The sequence below is a fragment of the Ornithinimicrobium avium genome, from assembly GCF_003351765.1.
GTDB lineage: Bacteria > Actinomycetota > Actinomycetes > Actinomycetales > Dermatophilaceae > Ornithinicoccus > Ornithinicoccus avius.
In genome coordinates this window covers 479,937-496,403 of the sequence record NZ_CP031229.1, presented here as the reverse complement: position 1 = coordinate 496,403, position 16,467 = coordinate 479,937, and the positions used below count along the sequence as shown (strand labels likewise).

Below are 16,467 nucleotides of genomic sequence, written 5' to 3'. Positions count from 1 at the left end.
TCGGGTCACCGCAGCCCCGCACGTGCCGCCCCGCCCGGCACCTCCCCCGGCTGCCCCTCCCAGAACGGCGACCCATGACCGAGTCCGCGCACGCGCTCCGCCCCGTCCCCGGCCGTCCCGCGCAGGGCCTCTACGACGGCACCCACGAGCACGACGCCTGCGGCGTGGCGTTCGTGGCCCGCCTCGACGGCGAGCCGCGGCACTCCGTCGTCACCCAGGCGCTCACCGCCCTGCACAACCTGGACCACCGCGGCGCGGTCGGCGCCGAGGAGAACACCGGCGACGGGGCAGGCATCACCACCCAGGTCCCCGGCGCGTTCCTGCGCGCGGTCCTGCCCTTCGAGCTGCCCGAGCAGGGCGGGTATGCGGTGGGCATCCTCTTCCTGCCCGCCGACGGCACCGCCGACGAGGTCGCGGACCAGGTCGAGCAGATCGTCGCCGGGTCCGGGCTTCGCGTGCTGGGCTGGCGCGACGTCCCTGTCGTCACCGACATGATCGGCCCGACCGCGCGCTCGGCCATGCCGGTCCTGCGCCAGCTGGTCGTGACCGGCGACGGGGACGCCGCGGGCGAGACCGGCCCGGCCCTCGAGCGGCGCGCCTGGCTGTGCCGCAAGCGGATCGAGCGGCGCACCACCGCATACCCCGTCTCGCTGTCCACCCGGACCCTCACCTACAAAGGGATGCTGACCACCGACCAGCTCCCCCGCGTCTTCCCCGACCTGCTCGACGAGCGCTACGCCAGCGCCCTGGCCGTGGTGCACTCCCGCTTCTCGACCAACACCTTCCCGTCGTGGCCGCTGGCGCACCCCTACCGGCTCGTCGCGCACAACGGCGAGATCAACACGGTGCGCGGCAACCGCAACTGGATGAACGCCCGCGAGTCGCAGCTGAGCAGCGACCTCTTCCCCGGCCCGCTGGCCGACGCGCTGCCGGTCTGCACTCCGGGCGCCAGCGACTCGGCCACCTTCGACGAGGTGCTCGAGCTGCTGCACCTGGGCGGACGGTCGCTGCCGCACGCGGTGCTGATGATGGTCCCCGAGGCGTGGGAGAACAACGCCGACCTGGACCCCGACGTGCGCGCCTTCTACGAGTACCACTCGATGCTCATGGAGCCGTGGGACGGCCCGGCCAACCTGGTGTTCACCGACGGCACCCTGGTCGGCTCGGTGCTGGACCGCAACGGGCTGCGGCCCTCCCGCTACTGGGTCACCGACGACGGCCTCGTCGTGCTGGGCTCGGAGTCCGGGCTGCTGCCGCTGCCCGACGAGCGGGTGGTGCGCAAGGGCCGGGTCATGCCCGGCCGGATGTTCCTCGTCGACGTGGGGCGCGGCGAGATCGTCGACGACCAGCAGCTCAAGCGTGACCTGGCGGCCCGGCAGCCCTACCGGGAGTGGCTGGACGCCAACCTGGTCCGGCTGGAGAGCCTGCCCGAGCCGGTCCACGTGCGGCACACGCACGCCTCGGTGACCCGCCGCCAGCAGATCTTCGGCTACACCGAGGAGGAGCTGCGCATCATCCTGGCCCCGATGGCGCAGGCCGGCGCCGAGCCGCTCGGCGCGATGGGCACCGACACCCCGGTCGCGGCGATCTCGGACCGGCCACGGCTGCTCTTCGACTACTTCGTCGAGGCGTTCGCGCAGGTGACCAACCCGCCGCTGGACGCCATCCGCGAGGAGATCGTCACCTCGTTGACCGGCTCGTCCGGGCCCGAGCCCAACCTGCTCGCGGAGACGCCCGCCCACGCGCGGCAGGTCGTCCTCGACTTCCCCGTGATCGACAACGACCAGCTGGCCCAGCTGCGGCGGCTCAACGTCGAGGGGCACCACGACCTCGGTGCGGTGGTGGTGCGCGGTCTCTACCGGGTCGACGGCGGCGCGGCGGCGCTCCAGGAACGGCTGGAGGAGATCTGCCGGGAGGTCGACGAGGCGGTCGCCAGGGGCGCCTTCTTCGTCGTCCTCTCCGACCGGCACGCCGACCGGGAGCACGCGCCGATCCCGTCGCTGCTGCTCACCAGCGCCGTCCACCACCACCTCGTCCGCGACAACACCCGCACCCGGGTCGGCCTGCTCGTCGAGGCCGGTGACGTCCGCGAGGTGCACCACGTGGCCACCCTGGTCGCCTACGGCGCCGCCGCGGTCAACCCCTACCTGGCGATGGAGACGGTCGAGAACCTGTGCTCCTCGGGCAAGCAGCTGGACGGCCTCGACCCGGACGTGGCGATCGCCAACCTGATCACGGCGCTGGGCAAGGGCGTGCTGAAGGTCATGTCCAAGATGGGCATCTCCACCCTCGCCTCCTACCGCGGGGCACAGACCTTCGAGGCCGTCGGCCTCGCCCGGACCCTGGTGGACCGCTGGTTCGCCGGAACGACCACCCAGATCGACGGCGTCGGCCTGGACGTCCTCGCCGAGGAGGTCGCGCAGCGGCACGCCACGGCATACCCCCTCTCGGGGATCAGCCCCGACCACCGCACCCTCGACATCGGCGGGGAGTACCAGTGGCGCCGCGAGGGCCCGCCGCACCTGTTCAGCCCGGAGGCGGTCTTCCGGCTGCAGCACTCCACGCGCGAGCAGCGCTACGACGTCTTCCAGCAGTACGCCCGGCTCGTCGACGACCAGTCCGAGCGGCTGATGACGCTGCGCGGCCTCTTCTCGCTGCGGCCGGACCGCGAGCCGGTCGACGTCGACGAGGTCGAGCCGGTCAGCGAGATCGTCAGGCGGTTCGCCACCGGGGCGATGAGCTACGGCTCGATCTCCCAGGAGGCCCACGAGACCCTCGCGGTCGCGATGAACCGGCTGGGGGGCAGGTCCAACACCGGCGAGGGCGGCGAGGACGTCGACCGCCTCCTCGACCCGGAGCGCCGATCGGCGATCAAGCAGGTGGCCTCGGGACGGTTCGGGGTCACCTCCGCCTACCTCACCCACGCCGACGACATCCAGATCAAGATGGCCCAGGGTGCCAAGCCCGGCGAGGGCGGCCAGCTGCCGCCGGGCAAGGTCTACCCGTGGGTGGCGCGCACCCGGCACTCGACACCCGGGGTCGGCCTCATCTCTCCCCCTCCGCACCACGACATCTACTCGATCGAGGACCTCAAGCAGCTCATCCACGACCTCAAGAACGCCAACCCCCGGGCGCGGATCCACGTCAAGCTGGTCAGCCAGGTCGGGGTGGGGACGGTCGCCGCCGGCGTGGCCAAGGCCAAGTCTGACGTCGTGCTGATCTCCGGGCACGACGGCGGGACCGGCGCCAGCCCGCTGACCTCGCTCAAGCACGCCGGCACCCCCTGGGAGCTCGGGCTGGCCGAGGCGCAGCAGACCCTGCTCGTCAACGGGCTGCGCGAGCGGATCGTGGTCCAGTGCGACGGCCAGCTCAAGACCGGCCGGGACGTGCTCGTCGCGGCGCTGCTGGGCGCCGAGGAGTTCGGCTTCGCCACCGCTCCCCTCGTGGTCTCCGGCTGCATCATGATGCGCGTGTGCCACCTGGACACCTGCCCCGTCGGCGTGGCCACCCAGAACCCCGAGCTGCGCGAGCGCTACACGGGCAGGGCCGAGTTCGTGATCACCTTCTTCGAGTATGTGGCCCAGCAGGTCCGCGAGCTCCTCGCCTCCCTGGGCTACCGCAGCATCGAGGAGGTGGTCGGCCGGGCGGACCTGCTCGACGCCTCCGCGGCGGTCGACCACTGGAAGGCGCAGGGTCTCGACCTCTCCCCGCTGCTGCACGTGCCGGACCTGCCCGAGGGGGCGGCGCGACGGCATACCGTCGACCAGGACCACGGGCTGGCGGCCGCGCTGGACAACGAGTTCCTCGCGGCGGCCGCTCCGGCCCTGGAGGACGGCACCCAGGTGCGTGCGTCCTTCGCGGTGACCAACGTCAACCGCACCCTCGGCACGCTCCTGGGCCACCACGTCACGGTCGCGGCCGGGCCCGAGGGGCTGCCGGACGGGACGGTCGAGCTGACCCTGACGGGGTCCGCCGGCCAGTCTCTGGGGGCCTTCCTCCCGCGCGGGGTGACGCTGGACCTGGTCGGGGACGCCAACGACTTCGTCGGCAAGGGCCTGTCCGGAGGACGGATCGTCGTGCGGCCGCCGGCCGAGGCACCGTTCGTCGCCGCCGAGCAGGCGATCGCCGGCAACGTCGTCTGCTACGGGGCGACGTCGGGCCAGGTCAACCTGCGCGGCGTCGTCGGTGAGCGCTTCTGCGTGCGCAACTCCGGCGCGACCGCCGTCGTGGAGGGCGTCGGGGACCACGCGCTGGAGTACATGACCGGCGGGCGGGCGCTGATCCTCGGTCCGACCGGGCGCAACGTGGGCGCCGGGATGTCCGGCGGCACAGCCTACGTGCTCGACCTCGACCCCGCCCGGATGAACCCGCTGGCCCTCTCCCGCGACGACCTGCTGCTGGCCCCGCTGCGGGAGACCGGGCACGTGGACGAGGTGCGGGCGCTGGTCGCCGAGCACCTCGAGCTCACCGGCAGCGAGGTCGCCCGTGGGCTGCTCGCGGACGACGAGCTGCCCGACCGCGTCACCGTCATCACCCCGCGGCAGTACGCCAGCGTGCTCCGCATCCGCGAGGAGGTCGCGCAGCGCGGCCTGGACCCCGACGGCCCCCACGCCTGGCAGCTGATCCTGGAGGACTCCCATGGCTGACCCACGAGGCTTCCTCACCCACCGCGAGCGCGAGGACCGGCCCAGCCGGCCCGTTCCGGTCCGGATCATGGACTGGAAGGAGGTGCACGAGCAGCAGGACACCTCGGTGCTGCGCCGCCAGGCCTCGCGCTGCATGGACTGCGGGATCCCGTTCTGCCACACCGGCTGCCCCCTGGGCAACCTGATCCCGGAGTGGAACGACCTGACCCGCCGGGCCAACTTCGCCGACGCGATCGAGCGGCTGCACGCGACGAACAACTTCCCGGAGTTCACCGGGCGGCTGTGCCCGGCGCCCTGCGAGACCGCCTGCGTGCTCGGCATCAACCAGCAGCCGGTGACGATCAAGCAGATCGAGGTCTCCATCGTCGACCGTGCCTTCTCCAACGGCCGGGTGACGCCCAGGGAGCCGGAGTGGCTCAGCGGCCGCACCGTGGCCGTCGTCGGGTCCGGGCCGGCCGGCCTGGCCGTCGCCCAGCAGCTCGGCCGCGCCGGGCACACGGTCGTCGTGCACGAGCGGGCCGACGCGGTGGGCGGGCTGCTGCGCTACGGCATACCCGAGTTCAAGATGGAGAAGTCGGTGGTCGACCGTCGGCTGGTGCAGCTGCGGGGGGAGGGCATCCGCTTCGTCACCGGCGTCACCGTCGGCGGGGACGGGCCGGGCGACCCGAGCCTGGCCGACCTGCGCGAGCGATTCGACGCCGTGGTGCTGGCGACCGGGTCGACCGTGCCCCGGCTGCTGCAGGTCCCCGGAGCCGGGCTGGACGGCGTGCACCCGGCGATGGACTACCTCGTCCCGGCCAACCGGGAGGCCCTCGGCGCGGAGCGCGGCATCGACGCGGCCGGCAGGGACGTGGTCATCGTGGGCGGCGGCGACACCGGCGCGGACTGCCTGGGCACCGCCCACCGGCACGGTGCCCGCAGCGTGACCCAGCTGGAGATCCTGCCGACCCCGCCGACCGAGCGCCCCGCGCACCAGCCCTGGCCGACCTACCCGATGCTCTACAAGGTCACCACCGCCCACGAGGAGGGCGGCGAGCGCAGCTACGGCGTCTCGACCGTGGAGGTGCTCGGGGACGAGGACGGGCGGGTGCGCGCGCTGCGGCTGGCCGACGCCCGGCTCGTCGACGGCCGGGTCGAGCTGGTGGAGGGCACCGAGCGGGAGCTGCCGGCGCAGCTGGTCCTGCTGGCGATGGGCTTCGTCGGACCGGACGGGACCGCGGCGCCGGCGCAGGTGCTGCCCCGCACGCCGCAGAACACCTACGAGCGGGACGCGGACTTCGCCACACCGCTCGAGGGAGTCTTCGCCGCAGGCGACTGCGGGCGCGGGCAGTCGCTCATCGTCTGGGCGATCGCCGAGGGGAGGGCGTGCGCGGCGGCCGTCGACCGCTACCTGACCGGGTCGACGACGCTGCCCGCGCCGATCCGGCCGACCGACCGGCCCCTGACGGTGTGAGGGCGGCGGCGGCCGGGTGTGCGGTCCCCGGGCGGCCGGGTGAGCGGTCCCCGGGCGGCCGGGTGAGCGCGCCCGGGCGCGGGCCGGCCGCTGCGTAGACTCTGCGCATGAGCGATCTCGCCGGTCACGTGACCCCCGGCGGCCCCGTCTGGCGGCTGGAGCTGCCGGGCGCGGTGCTGGACAAGCTGTCCGTCTCGGAGATGGACAACAACGTCTACCTGCTGACGTGCACGGCCACCGGCGAGCGGCTGCTCGTGGACGCGGCGGACGACGCCGGGCGCATCATGGAGCTGCTGACCGAGACCGGTGGCGACCAGGAGCTGGCCCAGGTCCTCACCACGCACCGGCACTGGGACCACCACCGGGCGCTGGCCGAGGTGGCGGACCGCACGGGTGCCCGCACGCTCGCCGGCGCGGACGACGCCGACGAGCTGCCCGTCCGGGTCGACCGGCGCCTGCAGGACGGCGACGCCGTGATGGTGGGCAGCCTGCTGCTGGACGTCGTCGCGCTGCGCGGCCACACCCCCGGCTCGGTGGCGGTGTCGCTGACCGCGGCCGGAGACGTGCCGCAGACCGTGATCCTCACCGGGGACAGCCTCTTCCCCGGCGGGCCGGGGAAGACGACGTCGCCGAAGGACTTCGTCTCGCTCGTGGACGACCTGGAGGAGCGGATCTTCGGGGTCTACCCCGACGACGCGCTCGTGCTGCCCGGCCACGGCGACAACACGACCGTGGGCGCCGAACGGCCGCACCTGGACGAGTGGCGGCAGCGCGGCTGGTAGGCGGGGCTCACGCCCGGGCGGGCGGTCCTGCCCAGGCGGCGCGCACGTGGCCGATGTGCCGCCGCACGAGCGCCTCCATCCGCGGACGGTCGCGCTCGAGGGCCAGGCCGACCATCTCCTCGTGCTCGGCCACGTGCTGCATGATCACGCCCGACTCCATCAGCGGGCTCAGCCCGAAGAGCCGCGATCGCGAGCGCAGGTCTCGCACCGTGGAGACGACGTGGTCGTTGCCGTGCAGGGCCAGGAAGCGCAGGTGGAACTCGGTGTCGGCCTCGATGTAGCTGACCAGGTCCTCGCGCCCCGCCGCGGCCTCGATCTCGGCGGCCAGCGGCCGCAGCGCCTCGACCGCCTCGGCGACCGCACCCTCGCAGGCCTCGGCGACCATCCCCATGACCGGCGGCTCCACGAGGGTGCGCAGCTCGGCCATCGCGTCCAGCTCCTCGTCGCCGACCGCGGTCACCCGGAAGCCCTTGTTGCGCACCACCTCGACCAGGCCCTCGCTGACCAGGTCCAGCATCGCCTCGCGGACCGGCGTCGCGGACACCCCGAACTGCGCCGCGAGCCGGGGGGCCGAGTAGAGCTCGCCCGGCGCCATCTGCCCGGTGATCAGCAGGGCGCGCAGCGCCTCGGCGATCTGGGCCCGCAGGCTCGCCTGCTCGCCGTAGCTGGGCAGCTGGAGCGCGCTGAGGTCGGTCTGGTCCACCTTCTCCCCTCCTCGCACCGTTCCGGCCGCGCCGCTCACCGCAGCACGAACCCGGGCACGACCGGGTCGTGCGGGTCCACGGTGAACTCGCAGGTGGCGACACGATACGCGCTGCCGGTCACCGCGGGCACCACGGCCGGCCGGCCGTGCACGACCGTCCGGGCCTGCACGCGGGCCTCGAAGCGCGTCCCGACGATCGAGTCGTGCAGGAGGACCTCCCCCTCTCCGAGCGTGCCGTCGTCGGCGAGCAGCGCCACCCGGGCCGCGGTGCCCGAGCCGCACGGCGACCGGTCCACCTCGCCGTCGGCGAAGACGGTGCAGTTGCGCTGGTGCAGCGGGTGCTCCCCGGGAGCGGTGAAGATCGTCCCGTAGATCCCGGACAGCCGGGGGTCCTCGGGGTGCTCGGCGGCGTGGCGTGCATTGAGGTCGTCGCGGATCTGCCGGCCCAGGGCGATGAGGTCGGCGTAGTCCGACGGAGCGACGTCGAGCCCGACGTCGGAGGCGGGGAGCACGGCATACATCGCCCCGCCGAAGGCGACGTCCACCCGGACCGTCCCGCGGGAGGTGACCACCTCGACGCCCCGGGAGCGCACCCAGGAGGGCACGTTGACGAAGGTGGCCTCCACGACCCGCTCCCCCTCGCTGCGCACCAGGGCACGCACCCGTCCGGAGGGCACGTCGACGACCACCTCGGTCGGACCGTCGGCGGTCCGGGGCACCAGAGCCGTCTCCACGGCCCACGTGGCCAGCGCGATGGTCCCGTGCCCGCAGGCGGTGGAGAAGCCGTCCTTGTGCCAGAAGAGGACACCGAGGTGGGCGCCGTCGTCGTCCGGCGGGACGAGGAAGCCGCCGTACATGTCGGCGTGGCCGCGAGGCTCCTGGCACAGCAGCTGGCGCACGCGCTGGGCGTCCGGGTCGGTGATCGCCCGGGCGCGGCGCTCGGCTACGGTCGCGCCGGGCAGCGGCGGTGCGCCGCCGGTGACGATCCGGAAGGGTTCCCCCGCCGTGTGGTAGTCGACGGTCTGCCAGGTCATCGCTCACTCACCTCAGAGCAGGAAGCCGGCGGGGAACGGGTCGGTGGGGTCGAGCATGTACTGCGCGGTGCCGGTGATCCATGCCCGTCCGGTGACCTGCGGCAGGATGCCGGTGCGGTCGCCGACGGTGGTCGGCCCGGTGATCCGGCCGGTGAAGCGGGAGCCGATGAAGGACTCGTTGACGAGCTCGGCGCCGACCTCGAGCTCGCCCCTGGCGTGCAGCTGGGCCAGCCGCGCGCTGGTGCCGGTGCCGCAGGGGGACCTGTCGAACCAGCCGGGGTGGATCGCCATCGCGTGCCGGGAGTGCTGCGCGGTCGAGCCGGGCGCCTCGAGGTAGACGTGGTGGCAGACGTCGATCTGCGGGTTCTCGGGGTGGGCCACGGGGTTCTGCTCGTTGACGGCCTCCATGATCGCCAGCCCGGCGTCGAGGAGCCGCTGCTTCTCGGCGCGTTCGAAGGGCAGGCCCAGCTCCTCCAGCCTGACGAAGGCGTAGAAGTTGCCGCCGTAGGCGATGTCGTAGCGCACCTGGCCGAACCCGGGCACCTGCACGACCTGGTCCAGCGCGTGGGAATAGGAGGGCACGTTGTCGAGGGTGACCGACACCGCCCGTCCGTCCTCGACCCGCACCCTGGTGGTGACCAGACCGGCGGGGGTGTCCAGCCGGATGACGGTCTCCGGCTCGGTCACCTCCACCATGCCGGTCTCCACGAGCACGGTGGCCACCCCCATCGTGCCGTGGCCGCACATCGGCAGGCAGCCGGAGACCTCGATGTAGAGCACGCCGTAGTCGGCGTCCGGCCGGGTCGGCGGCTGGAGGATGGCGCCGCTCATCGAGGCGTGCCCGCGCGGCTCGTACATGAGCAGCGTGCGCAGGTCGTCGCGCTCGGCGAGGAACCGCTGGCGGCGCTCGAACATGGTGTCGCCGGGCAGCACGCCGACGCCGCCGGTGATCACCCGCGTGGGCATGCCCTCGGTGTGCGAGTCGACGGCGTGGTAGACGACGGAGGAGCGCATGGTCAGACCTTCTCTTCGGGGGCCGGTGGGATCAGGGTATGGGGTCCCGCCCCGTCCCCCGCGCGAGGACGCCGAGGGGGACGGGGGTGGCGACGAGCCGCTCGGGCACCTCGGTGCCCGGGCCGCCAGGACCGGCGAGCGCGGCGACCGCGGGGGCGCACATGCGCCCCTGGCACCAGCCCATGCCGGCGCGGGTCAGCTGCTTGACCTGGCGCACGCCCACCGCGCCGTCGGCGACGGCGCGGCGGACCTGCCCGGCGCAGACCTCCTCGCACCGGCAGACGGTCGTGGAGTCCTCCAGCCAGCCGGTCCACCCCGCCGGGACCGGGTGGGCGTGCGCCATGGCAGCGGCGAACCGACGGTGCCGTGCCACCTCGCGGCGGACCGCGACCACGCCGCGGTCCCCGGTGACGCCGGGCCGGCCGAGGTCGCGCAGGACGCCTTCGGCCGCCAGCTGACCCTCCCGCAGGGCGAGGCGGGCGCCTCCGACGCCGCAGACCTCCCCGGCCGCGGACAGCCCGGGCACCGACGTGCGCTGCCACCGGTCGACGCCCACCACCTGGTCGCCGCCCCAGGAGGGCACGAGGTCGGCCCCGAGGGTCACGGCGAGGTCGAGCTGGGGCACGAAGCCCCATCCGGTACCGACGGCGTCGGCCTCGAGGCGGCGCCCGGAGCCGGCGACGACGGCGCCCGACCTGTCGAGCCGGGAGATCGTGACGGCCTCGACGCGGTCGGTGCCGTGGGCGGCGGTGACCGCCTGCCGCAGCTGGACGGGGACCCGGTGCCGGGCGAGGGTCGCGGCGTAGCCGGCGCCCTCGACGAGCTTGCCCGGAAGACCCAGCGCCGCGCCGGCCCCTCCGGCCCAGCGCCGGGGGTCGTTGGCCTCGCACACGACGACGGAGGCGCCGCGCGCGGCGAGCCCGGCCGCGACCGGGAGCAGGAAGGGGCCGGTCCCGCCCACCACGACGCGGGAGCCCGCCCGCACGCCGGCGCCCTTGAGGAGGGCCTGCAGCCCGCCGGCGGTGTAGACGCCGGGCAGGTCCCAGCCGGGGAACGGCAGCGGCCGGTCGTAGGCGCCCGTGGCCAGGACCACGTGCCGCGCCTCGAGCCGCACGGCGCTCTCCCGTCCGGGGCCGGCGCTGCGGTCCACCAGGTGGAGGACGTGCTGTCCCGGGGCGGGGTGCACGGCCGTCCACACGTGGTGCCCCAGGAGCGACCGGCAGCGTCCCGAGCGGGCGGCGTCGCGCACCGTGGCGGTCAGCTGCCGGTAGCTGCGGAGGTCGTGGTGGAGGTCCTTGCCATCCCCGACCGCAGAGCCGTGCGGCGGGTGGCGCCAGAACTGGCCGCCGAGCTCCTGGCCTGCGTCGACGAGCGCGACGGACAGGCCGCCGAGCACGGCCACCGCGGCGGCGGCGAGGCCGGCCGGCCCGGCCCCGACGACCACCAGGTCGACGACGTCGGGTGCGGCGCCGGAGGCCGTCGCGCGGACGGTACCGGTGGTCACGGATTCTCACCTTCCGGCGTGCTGACGTCCAGCTGCTCGCGGGCGAGCACCTGGCAGGCCCGCTGGTCGGGCACGCCGTCCACGGTGAGCAGGCAGTCGAAGCAGACCCCGATGCCGCAGAAGATGCCCCGTGGCCGGCCCTCGTGCCGGGTCGTACGCCAGGACGTGCGGCCCGACGCCACGAGCGCGGCGCCGACCGTCTGCCCCGGCACGAACGGCACCGGCCGCCCGTCGAGCTGGAAGCTGGGGCTCATCGCAGGACTCCCGTCCCGGCTCCGTCGACGACGCTGCCGGCGGCCTCGGACCCGCCGCCGACCAGCAGCCGGTCGGGCAGGAAGGGCGCGGGGTCGATCCCGAGCGTGGTCATCGGGTCCGCACCGGTCAGGTGGGCGGCGACCAGCTCCCCGGTGGCGGGTGCCAGTCCGACCCCGGCGCCCTCGTGACCGCAGGCGTGCAGGACCCCGTGCACCCTGGGGTCGGGTCCGATGACCGGCAGGTGGTCTGGACAGTAGGGACGGAAGCCGCGGTAGACGCGCATCAGCTGCACCTGCTCCAGGACGGGGAAGAGCCGGACAGCCTGCGCGGCGAGGACCGCCACCGTGGCGGGGTCCACGGAGGGGTCGAAGCCGACCCGCTCGCGGCTGGCGCCGATGAGCACCGTGCCGCCGCGCGTCGACTCCACCACGCACGAGGTCTCCAGCCCCTCGGTGGAGGCGGCCACGTTGGCCACGTAGTCCGCGGAGTAGACCTTGTGGTGCACCAGCGCCGGGACCGGCTGGGTGACCAGGATGAGCCCCTTGCGGGGCAGGACCGGCACGGGCGCGCCGAGCGCGGCTCCGACCTGGCCGCCCCAGGTGCCGGCGGCGTTGACGACGGCATCGGCTTCCACCTCCGCCCCGTCGGCGCACAGGACCGCCCGCAGCGTGGCGTCCACGCGGCGGCGGACGCCGACCACCTCTGCGCCGGCGCGCAGCACGGCGCCCAGGCGGACCGCCTCGGCCAGGATCGCGGCGGCGGCGAGCACCGGCTGCACCTGCGCGTCCTGCGGGTAGTGGAACCCGCCCGGCAGGTCCGGCGCCAGGTGGGGCTCCAGCTCGAGCAGCGCGTCGGTATCGGCGGCGTCCGCGGCCACGCCGGCCACGGCCTGCCCCGCGACCAGCTCCGCGAGCGGGGCGAGCGCGTCGGCCGCGGTCGCGACGACGACCCCGCCCTTGGGCTCGAACTCCAACGGGTCCGGGCCCAGTTCCTCGGCCCACCGGCCCCACGTGGAGCGGCTGACCAGAGCCAGGTCGAGCTCGGGCCCGGGCGCCTTGTCGGAGACGAGCACGTTGCCCTCGCCGCGGCTGGTCGTGCCGGACCCGACCTGGCCGCGCTCGAGCACGACCACCTCGCAGCCGGCCCTGGCCGCGGCGAGCGCGCAGCTCGCCCCGACGATGCCGGCCCCGACGACGACGACGCGCATGCTCACCTCCTCCCGTGCTGACCCGGACCCCGCTCAGGGGGCGGCGACCCAGACGGTCATCAGCTCCCGGTAGCCGTCCAGCGCCTCGGGTCCGTTGTCCCGGCCCCAGAAGCCGGACTGGCGCAGCCCGCCGAAGGGGGTGGCGACGGTGCCCTCGCTGTAGCCGTTGAGGGCCAGGGTGCCGACGCGGACCTGCTCGGTCCACCACTTCACGGTGCCGATGTCCTCGCACCACACGGTGGAGGCCAGCCCGTAGGGCTCGCCGTTGACCAGCTCGGCGGCCTCCTCGCGGGTGTCCACGCGGATGACGTGCGCGACCGGTCCGAAGACCTCCCCGGTCCCCAGCGCGACGCTGTCCGGCACGCCCTGCAGGAGGGTGGGCGCGACCCAGTAGCCCTCGCCCTCGGGAAGGCCGTCCTGGCGCGCGAGCACGGTGGCACCGGCGGCCACCGCCTCCTCGACCCAGGTGGTGATCCGGTCCCTGGCCCCGGCGTTGATGACGGGGCCCATCGCGGCCTCCTGGCCCATCGGGTCACCGACGGGGAAGGCCAGCGCCTGCCGGGCGAGGGCCTGGCTGAACTGCTCGTAGCCGTCCTCGTCGCCGACGAAGACGACGCGGGAGGTGGCGGTGCAGTTCTGCCCTGCGTTGCCGAAGGCGGCGCCGACGATGTCCTCGGCGATGCCGGCCGGGTCCTTGGTGTGCTCGGAGTCGACGATGTAGGCCGCGCGCCCCCCGAGCTCGAGGGAGACCCGCTTGAGGTTCGACCGTGCCGAGTAGCCCAGGAAGAGACGTCCGACCTCCCCGGAGCCGGTGAAGGTGAGCATGTCCACGTCGTCGTGCAGGCCGAGCGCCTGCCCGACGCCGGGGCCGTCACCGACCAGCACGTTGACGACACCGTCGGGCACCCCCGCCTCACGGGCGAGCTCGCCGAAGTACAGGGCGCTGAGCACCGAGTCCTCGGCCGGCTTGATGACAAGGGTGTTGCCGGCCGCCAGCGCCGGGGCGACCTTCCAGCCGAGCATGGCGATCGGGAAGTTCCACGGCAGGACGACGCCGACGACGCCGATCGGGATGCCGCGCACCCAGCCCCAGCCGTCGGGGCCCTGCAGCTGACGCCCCTCGTGGTGGTCGGCCAGGTCGGCGAAGTAGCGCAGGTTGGCCACGACGTCGGCCACGTCCTCCTCGACGCTGAGCCGCTGCACCTTGCCGGCCTCGAGCGCGTCGAGGTAGGCGATCTCCTCGGCGTGCTCGTGGACCAGGTCCGCCAGCCGCCGCAGGGTCTGTGCCCGCCCGGCGTCGTCGTCGGCCCAGCCGGCCGTGGTGAAGGCCGCACGGGCGGCCGCGACGGCCTCGTCGACCTGCGCCGGGGAGGCGCCGGCGAGGGAGCCGATGGGTGCCCCCGTCGAGGGGTTGATCAGCTCGACCCGCTCGCCCTGGCCGGCCTGCAGCTTGCTGGAGACGTGCACGCCCAGCTGGTCCTCGAGGACGTGCTGGACGAAGGCGGTGCCACGCTCGGACATCGGTCAGACCTCCTGCTCGATCGCGGCGACGGCGGCCACGACGGCCGCCACGGACTCCTCGGACGCGGTCGGCAGGGGCGGGCGCACCGGCCCCTGCTCGAGGCCGAGCTGGCCGAGGCCCTGCTTGATCAGGGAGATGAAGGCGGGGCTGCCCTCGATCTGTCCCAGCGGCACCGACAGCCGCTGCCACAGCTGGGCGGCCGCCGTCCAGTCGCCGGACCGGGCGAGCTCCCAGAGGCGCACGCACGGCCCCGGCGTGAGGAAGGCCGAGGCCGCCACCCAGCCGCTGGCGCCCTGCAGGAAGCCCTCCAGGGCGATGCCGTCGGCACCGACGAAGACGTCCACGTCCTCGCCCAGCTCCGCCCGCAGCTCGGCGACCCGGGTCGCGGCGCCGGAGGTCTCCTTGACGCTCCAGAAGGCGTCGCGGCCGGACAGGCGCGCCAGGTGCTCCGGCAGCAGGTCGACCCCGGTCGAGTGCGGGTTGTTGTAGACCATCACCGGCAGCTCGCTGCCGCGCAGCACGATGTCCATCGCCTCGACCGCCGCCTCGGGCGCCAGCCCCCCGTAGAACGGCGGGGTGATCATCGCCGCGGAGGCACCGGCCCGGGCCGCGTCGCGGACCTGGGCGAGCATGTCCTCGGGGCGGTAGGCCATGCAGCCGACGACGACCGGCACCCGGCCGGCCACGGTCTCGACCGTGGCCCGCACCTGGGCGTCGCGCTCCTCGACGTCCAGCGACAGGGCTTCCCCGGTCGCGCCCTGGGTCAGGACGCCGTGGACGCCGGCGGCCAGCGCCCGCTCCAGGCCGCGTCCCAGGACGTCGAGCTGCTGCTGGCCGTCGGGGCCGAACGGGGTGGTGGACACCGCGAAGACGCCCTGCATGGTCGGTGGCATGGGATCAGCCTCTCTGTTGATCTGACGCTCGGTGCAATATTACATACTACCCAAGCGGCGTGCCCGGGGCCAGCCCGGCTGAGACGCCGGCACCGGCGAGGCCTCAGCCCCGGCCCTCGCTCTCCTCGTCCCGCCCGTCCCGGCCCTCCCGGTCCGCGCCACGCTCGCCCCCGGCGCGGTGCTCGTGCCCCTCGCCGAGCAGGCTGACCTCGCCGAGGTCCGGGGCCCCGTCGTCGCCGCCGGCGCGGACGGCGGCGCGCGCGTCCCTGCCGCTCTTGATGAGGCTGGCGACCGCGGTGACGCCCAGGATGACCACGATCGCCCCGAGGGAGAACCAGATCGGGATGTCCCAGACGTGGAACGGCTCGCCGCCGTTGATGAAGGACAGGTTGTTCTCGTGCAGCGCGTGGATGATCAGCTTCACGCCGATGAAGGCCAGCAGGACCGCCAGGCCGATGCCCAGGTAGACCAGCCGCTTGAGCAGGTCACCCAGCAGGAAGTAGAGCTGCCGCAGGCCCATCAGCGCGAAGACGTTGGCCATCAGCACCAGGTACGGTTCCTGGGTCAGGCCGAAGATGGCCGGGATCGAGTCGAGGGCGAAGAGCAGGTCGGTCGTGCCCAGCGCGACGATGACGATGGCCATCGGGGTGAGGACCGTCTTGCCGGCCTCGACGACGCGCAGCTTGGTCCCTCCGTCCCAGGACTGGGTCAGGGGGAAGCGCCGCTCGATGAACTTCAGGAGCGCGTTCTCCTGGAAGTCGTCGTCGTCGGCGTCGTCGTGGCCGATGTTCTCCTTGGCCAGCTTGACCGCGGTGTAGATCAGGAAGACGCCGAAGATGTAGAACACCCACGACCAGCGCTCGATGGCGGCCGCGCCCACCAGGATGAAGATCGCCCGCATGACGAGGGCCATGACGATGCCCACCATCAGCGCGTACTGCTGGTACTTCCTCGGCACACCGAACTTGGCCATGATGATGAGGAAGATGAAAAGGTTGTCGATCGAGAGCGAGTACTCGGTCAGCCAGCCGGCGAAGAACTCCCCTGCCAGCTGCCCACCCTCGAAGAAGAGCACCCCGAGCCCGAAGAGGATCGCCGCGCCGACGTAGCCGGTCAGCGCGAGGGACACCTCCCGCCGGGAGGGCTCGTGCGGCCTGCGACCGAGGACGAGGAGGTCGAAGGCGAAGAACACGGCCACGAGCGCCATGGTCAGGATCCACACCCACGTGGGCACGGTCATGGAAAAACCCTTCCGGTCAGTTCTACGGACCGGAGGTCTCTCCCGCACCGCAGACCCGCGTCGGGGGTCTGCCCGGGTGCCGGCTCCCCGGGTCCGGCCGCTGGCGCGGTCCGGACCGTCCTGACGAGGATGCCGCCGGGGATACTCCCCTCCGATGGACGTCGTCATTGTGGCACAGCGAGGCACCACCGGCAGGCGTGACGGGTGGCACCGG

Annotated in this window: 12 protein-coding genes; 3 read left to right on the top strand and 9 right to left on the bottom strand. The window is 73.8% G+C overall.

Translation table 11 applies throughout. The annotated features are described in order from the left end of the window. The first annotated feature begins 74 nt into the window (after positions 1-74). The 3 genes from gltB to DV701_RS02265 all read left to right on the top strand — a co-directional run bounded on the left by gltB (position 75) and on the right by DV701_RS02265 (position 6,881). Positions 75-4,646 carry a glutamate synthase large subunit gene (gene gltB, locus DV701_RS02275; protein WP_114926898.1) on the top strand — a complete coding sequence of 1,524 codons (4,572 nt, stop codon included), beginning with the start codon at positions 75-77 and terminating at the stop codon, positions 4,644-4,646. Then, a complete protein-coding gene (locus tag DV701_RS02270) occupies positions 4,639-6,099 on the top strand; it encodes a glutamate synthase subunit beta (RefSeq protein ID WP_114926897.1) in 1,461 nt (486 codons plus the stop codon). The genes gltB and DV701_RS02270 overlap by 8 nt, the downstream gene beginning before the upstream one ends. A 107-nt stretch (positions 6,100-6,206) precedes the next feature. Continuing rightward, positions 6,207-6,881 carry an MBL fold metallo-hydrolase gene (locus DV701_RS02265; protein ID WP_114926896.1) on the top strand — a complete coding sequence of 225 codons (675 nt, stop codon included), beginning with the start codon at positions 6,207-6,209 and terminating at the stop codon, positions 6,879-6,881. A gap of 7 nt (positions 6,882-6,888) precedes the next feature. Here the strand turns inward: DV701_RS02265 and DV701_RS02260 are convergent, their stop codons facing one another. The 9 genes from DV701_RS02260 to DV701_RS02220 all read right to left on the bottom strand — a co-directional run bounded on the left by DV701_RS02260 (position 6,889) and on the right by DV701_RS02220 (position 16,253). Beyond that, positions 6,889-7,584, bottom strand: coding sequence for a GntR family transcriptional regulator (locus DV701_RS02260; protein ID WP_114926895.1), 696 nt, complete (start codon positions 7,582-7,584; stop codon positions 6,889-6,891). Between the two features lie 35 nt (positions 7,585-7,619). Further along, a complete protein-coding gene (locus tag DV701_RS02255) occupies positions 7,620-8,618 on the bottom strand; it encodes a proline racemase family protein (protein WP_114926894.1) in 999 nt (332 codons plus the stop codon). A 12-nt stretch (positions 8,619-8,630) separates the two neighbouring features. Further along, positions 8,631-9,632, bottom strand: coding sequence for a proline racemase family protein (locus tag DV701_RS02250; RefSeq protein ID WP_114926893.1), 1,002 nt, complete (start codon positions 9,630-9,632; stop codon positions 8,631-8,633). A 31-nt stretch (positions 9,633-9,663) separates the two neighbouring features. Further along, positions 9,664-11,136 carry an FAD/NAD(P)-dependent oxidoreductase gene (locus DV701_RS19195; RefSeq protein WP_324616613.1) on the bottom strand — a complete coding sequence of 491 codons (1,473 nt, stop codon included), beginning with the start codon at positions 11,134-11,136 and terminating at the stop codon, positions 9,664-9,666. Next, positions 11,133-11,390 (bottom strand): (2Fe-2S)-binding protein, encoded by a 258-nt coding sequence (locus DV701_RS02240; RefSeq protein ID WP_114926892.1) that lies wholly within the window; start codon positions 11,388-11,390, stop codon positions 11,133-11,135. Before DV701_RS02240 ends, DV701_RS19195 begins: the two co-directional genes overlap by 4 nt. Next, entirely contained in the window at positions 11,387-12,598 is a 1,212-nt protein-coding gene (locus DV701_RS02235; protein ID WP_114926891.1) for an NAD(P)/FAD-dependent oxidoreductase, read from the bottom strand. The genes DV701_RS02240 and DV701_RS02235 overlap by 4 nt, the downstream gene beginning before the upstream one ends. A gap of 33 nt (positions 12,599-12,631) precedes the next feature. After that, entirely contained in the window at positions 12,632-14,119 is a 1,488-nt protein-coding gene (locus DV701_RS02230) for an aldehyde dehydrogenase family protein (RefSeq protein ID WP_114926890.1), read from the bottom strand. A gap of 3 nt (positions 14,120-14,122) precedes the next feature. Beyond that, positions 14,123-15,013, bottom strand: coding sequence for a dihydrodipicolinate synthase family protein (locus DV701_RS02225; RefSeq protein ID WP_114926889.1), 891 nt, complete (start codon positions 15,011-15,013; stop codon positions 14,123-14,125). Positions 15,014-15,116: 103 nt separating this feature from the next. Then, the gene (locus tag DV701_RS02220; RefSeq protein ID WP_114926888.1) at positions 15,117-16,253 is read right to left on the bottom strand and encodes a TerC family protein; all 1,137 of its coding nucleotides are present in this window, start codon (positions 16,251-16,253) and stop codon (positions 15,117-15,119) included. Between the last annotated feature and the right edge of the window lie 214 nt (positions 16,254-16,467).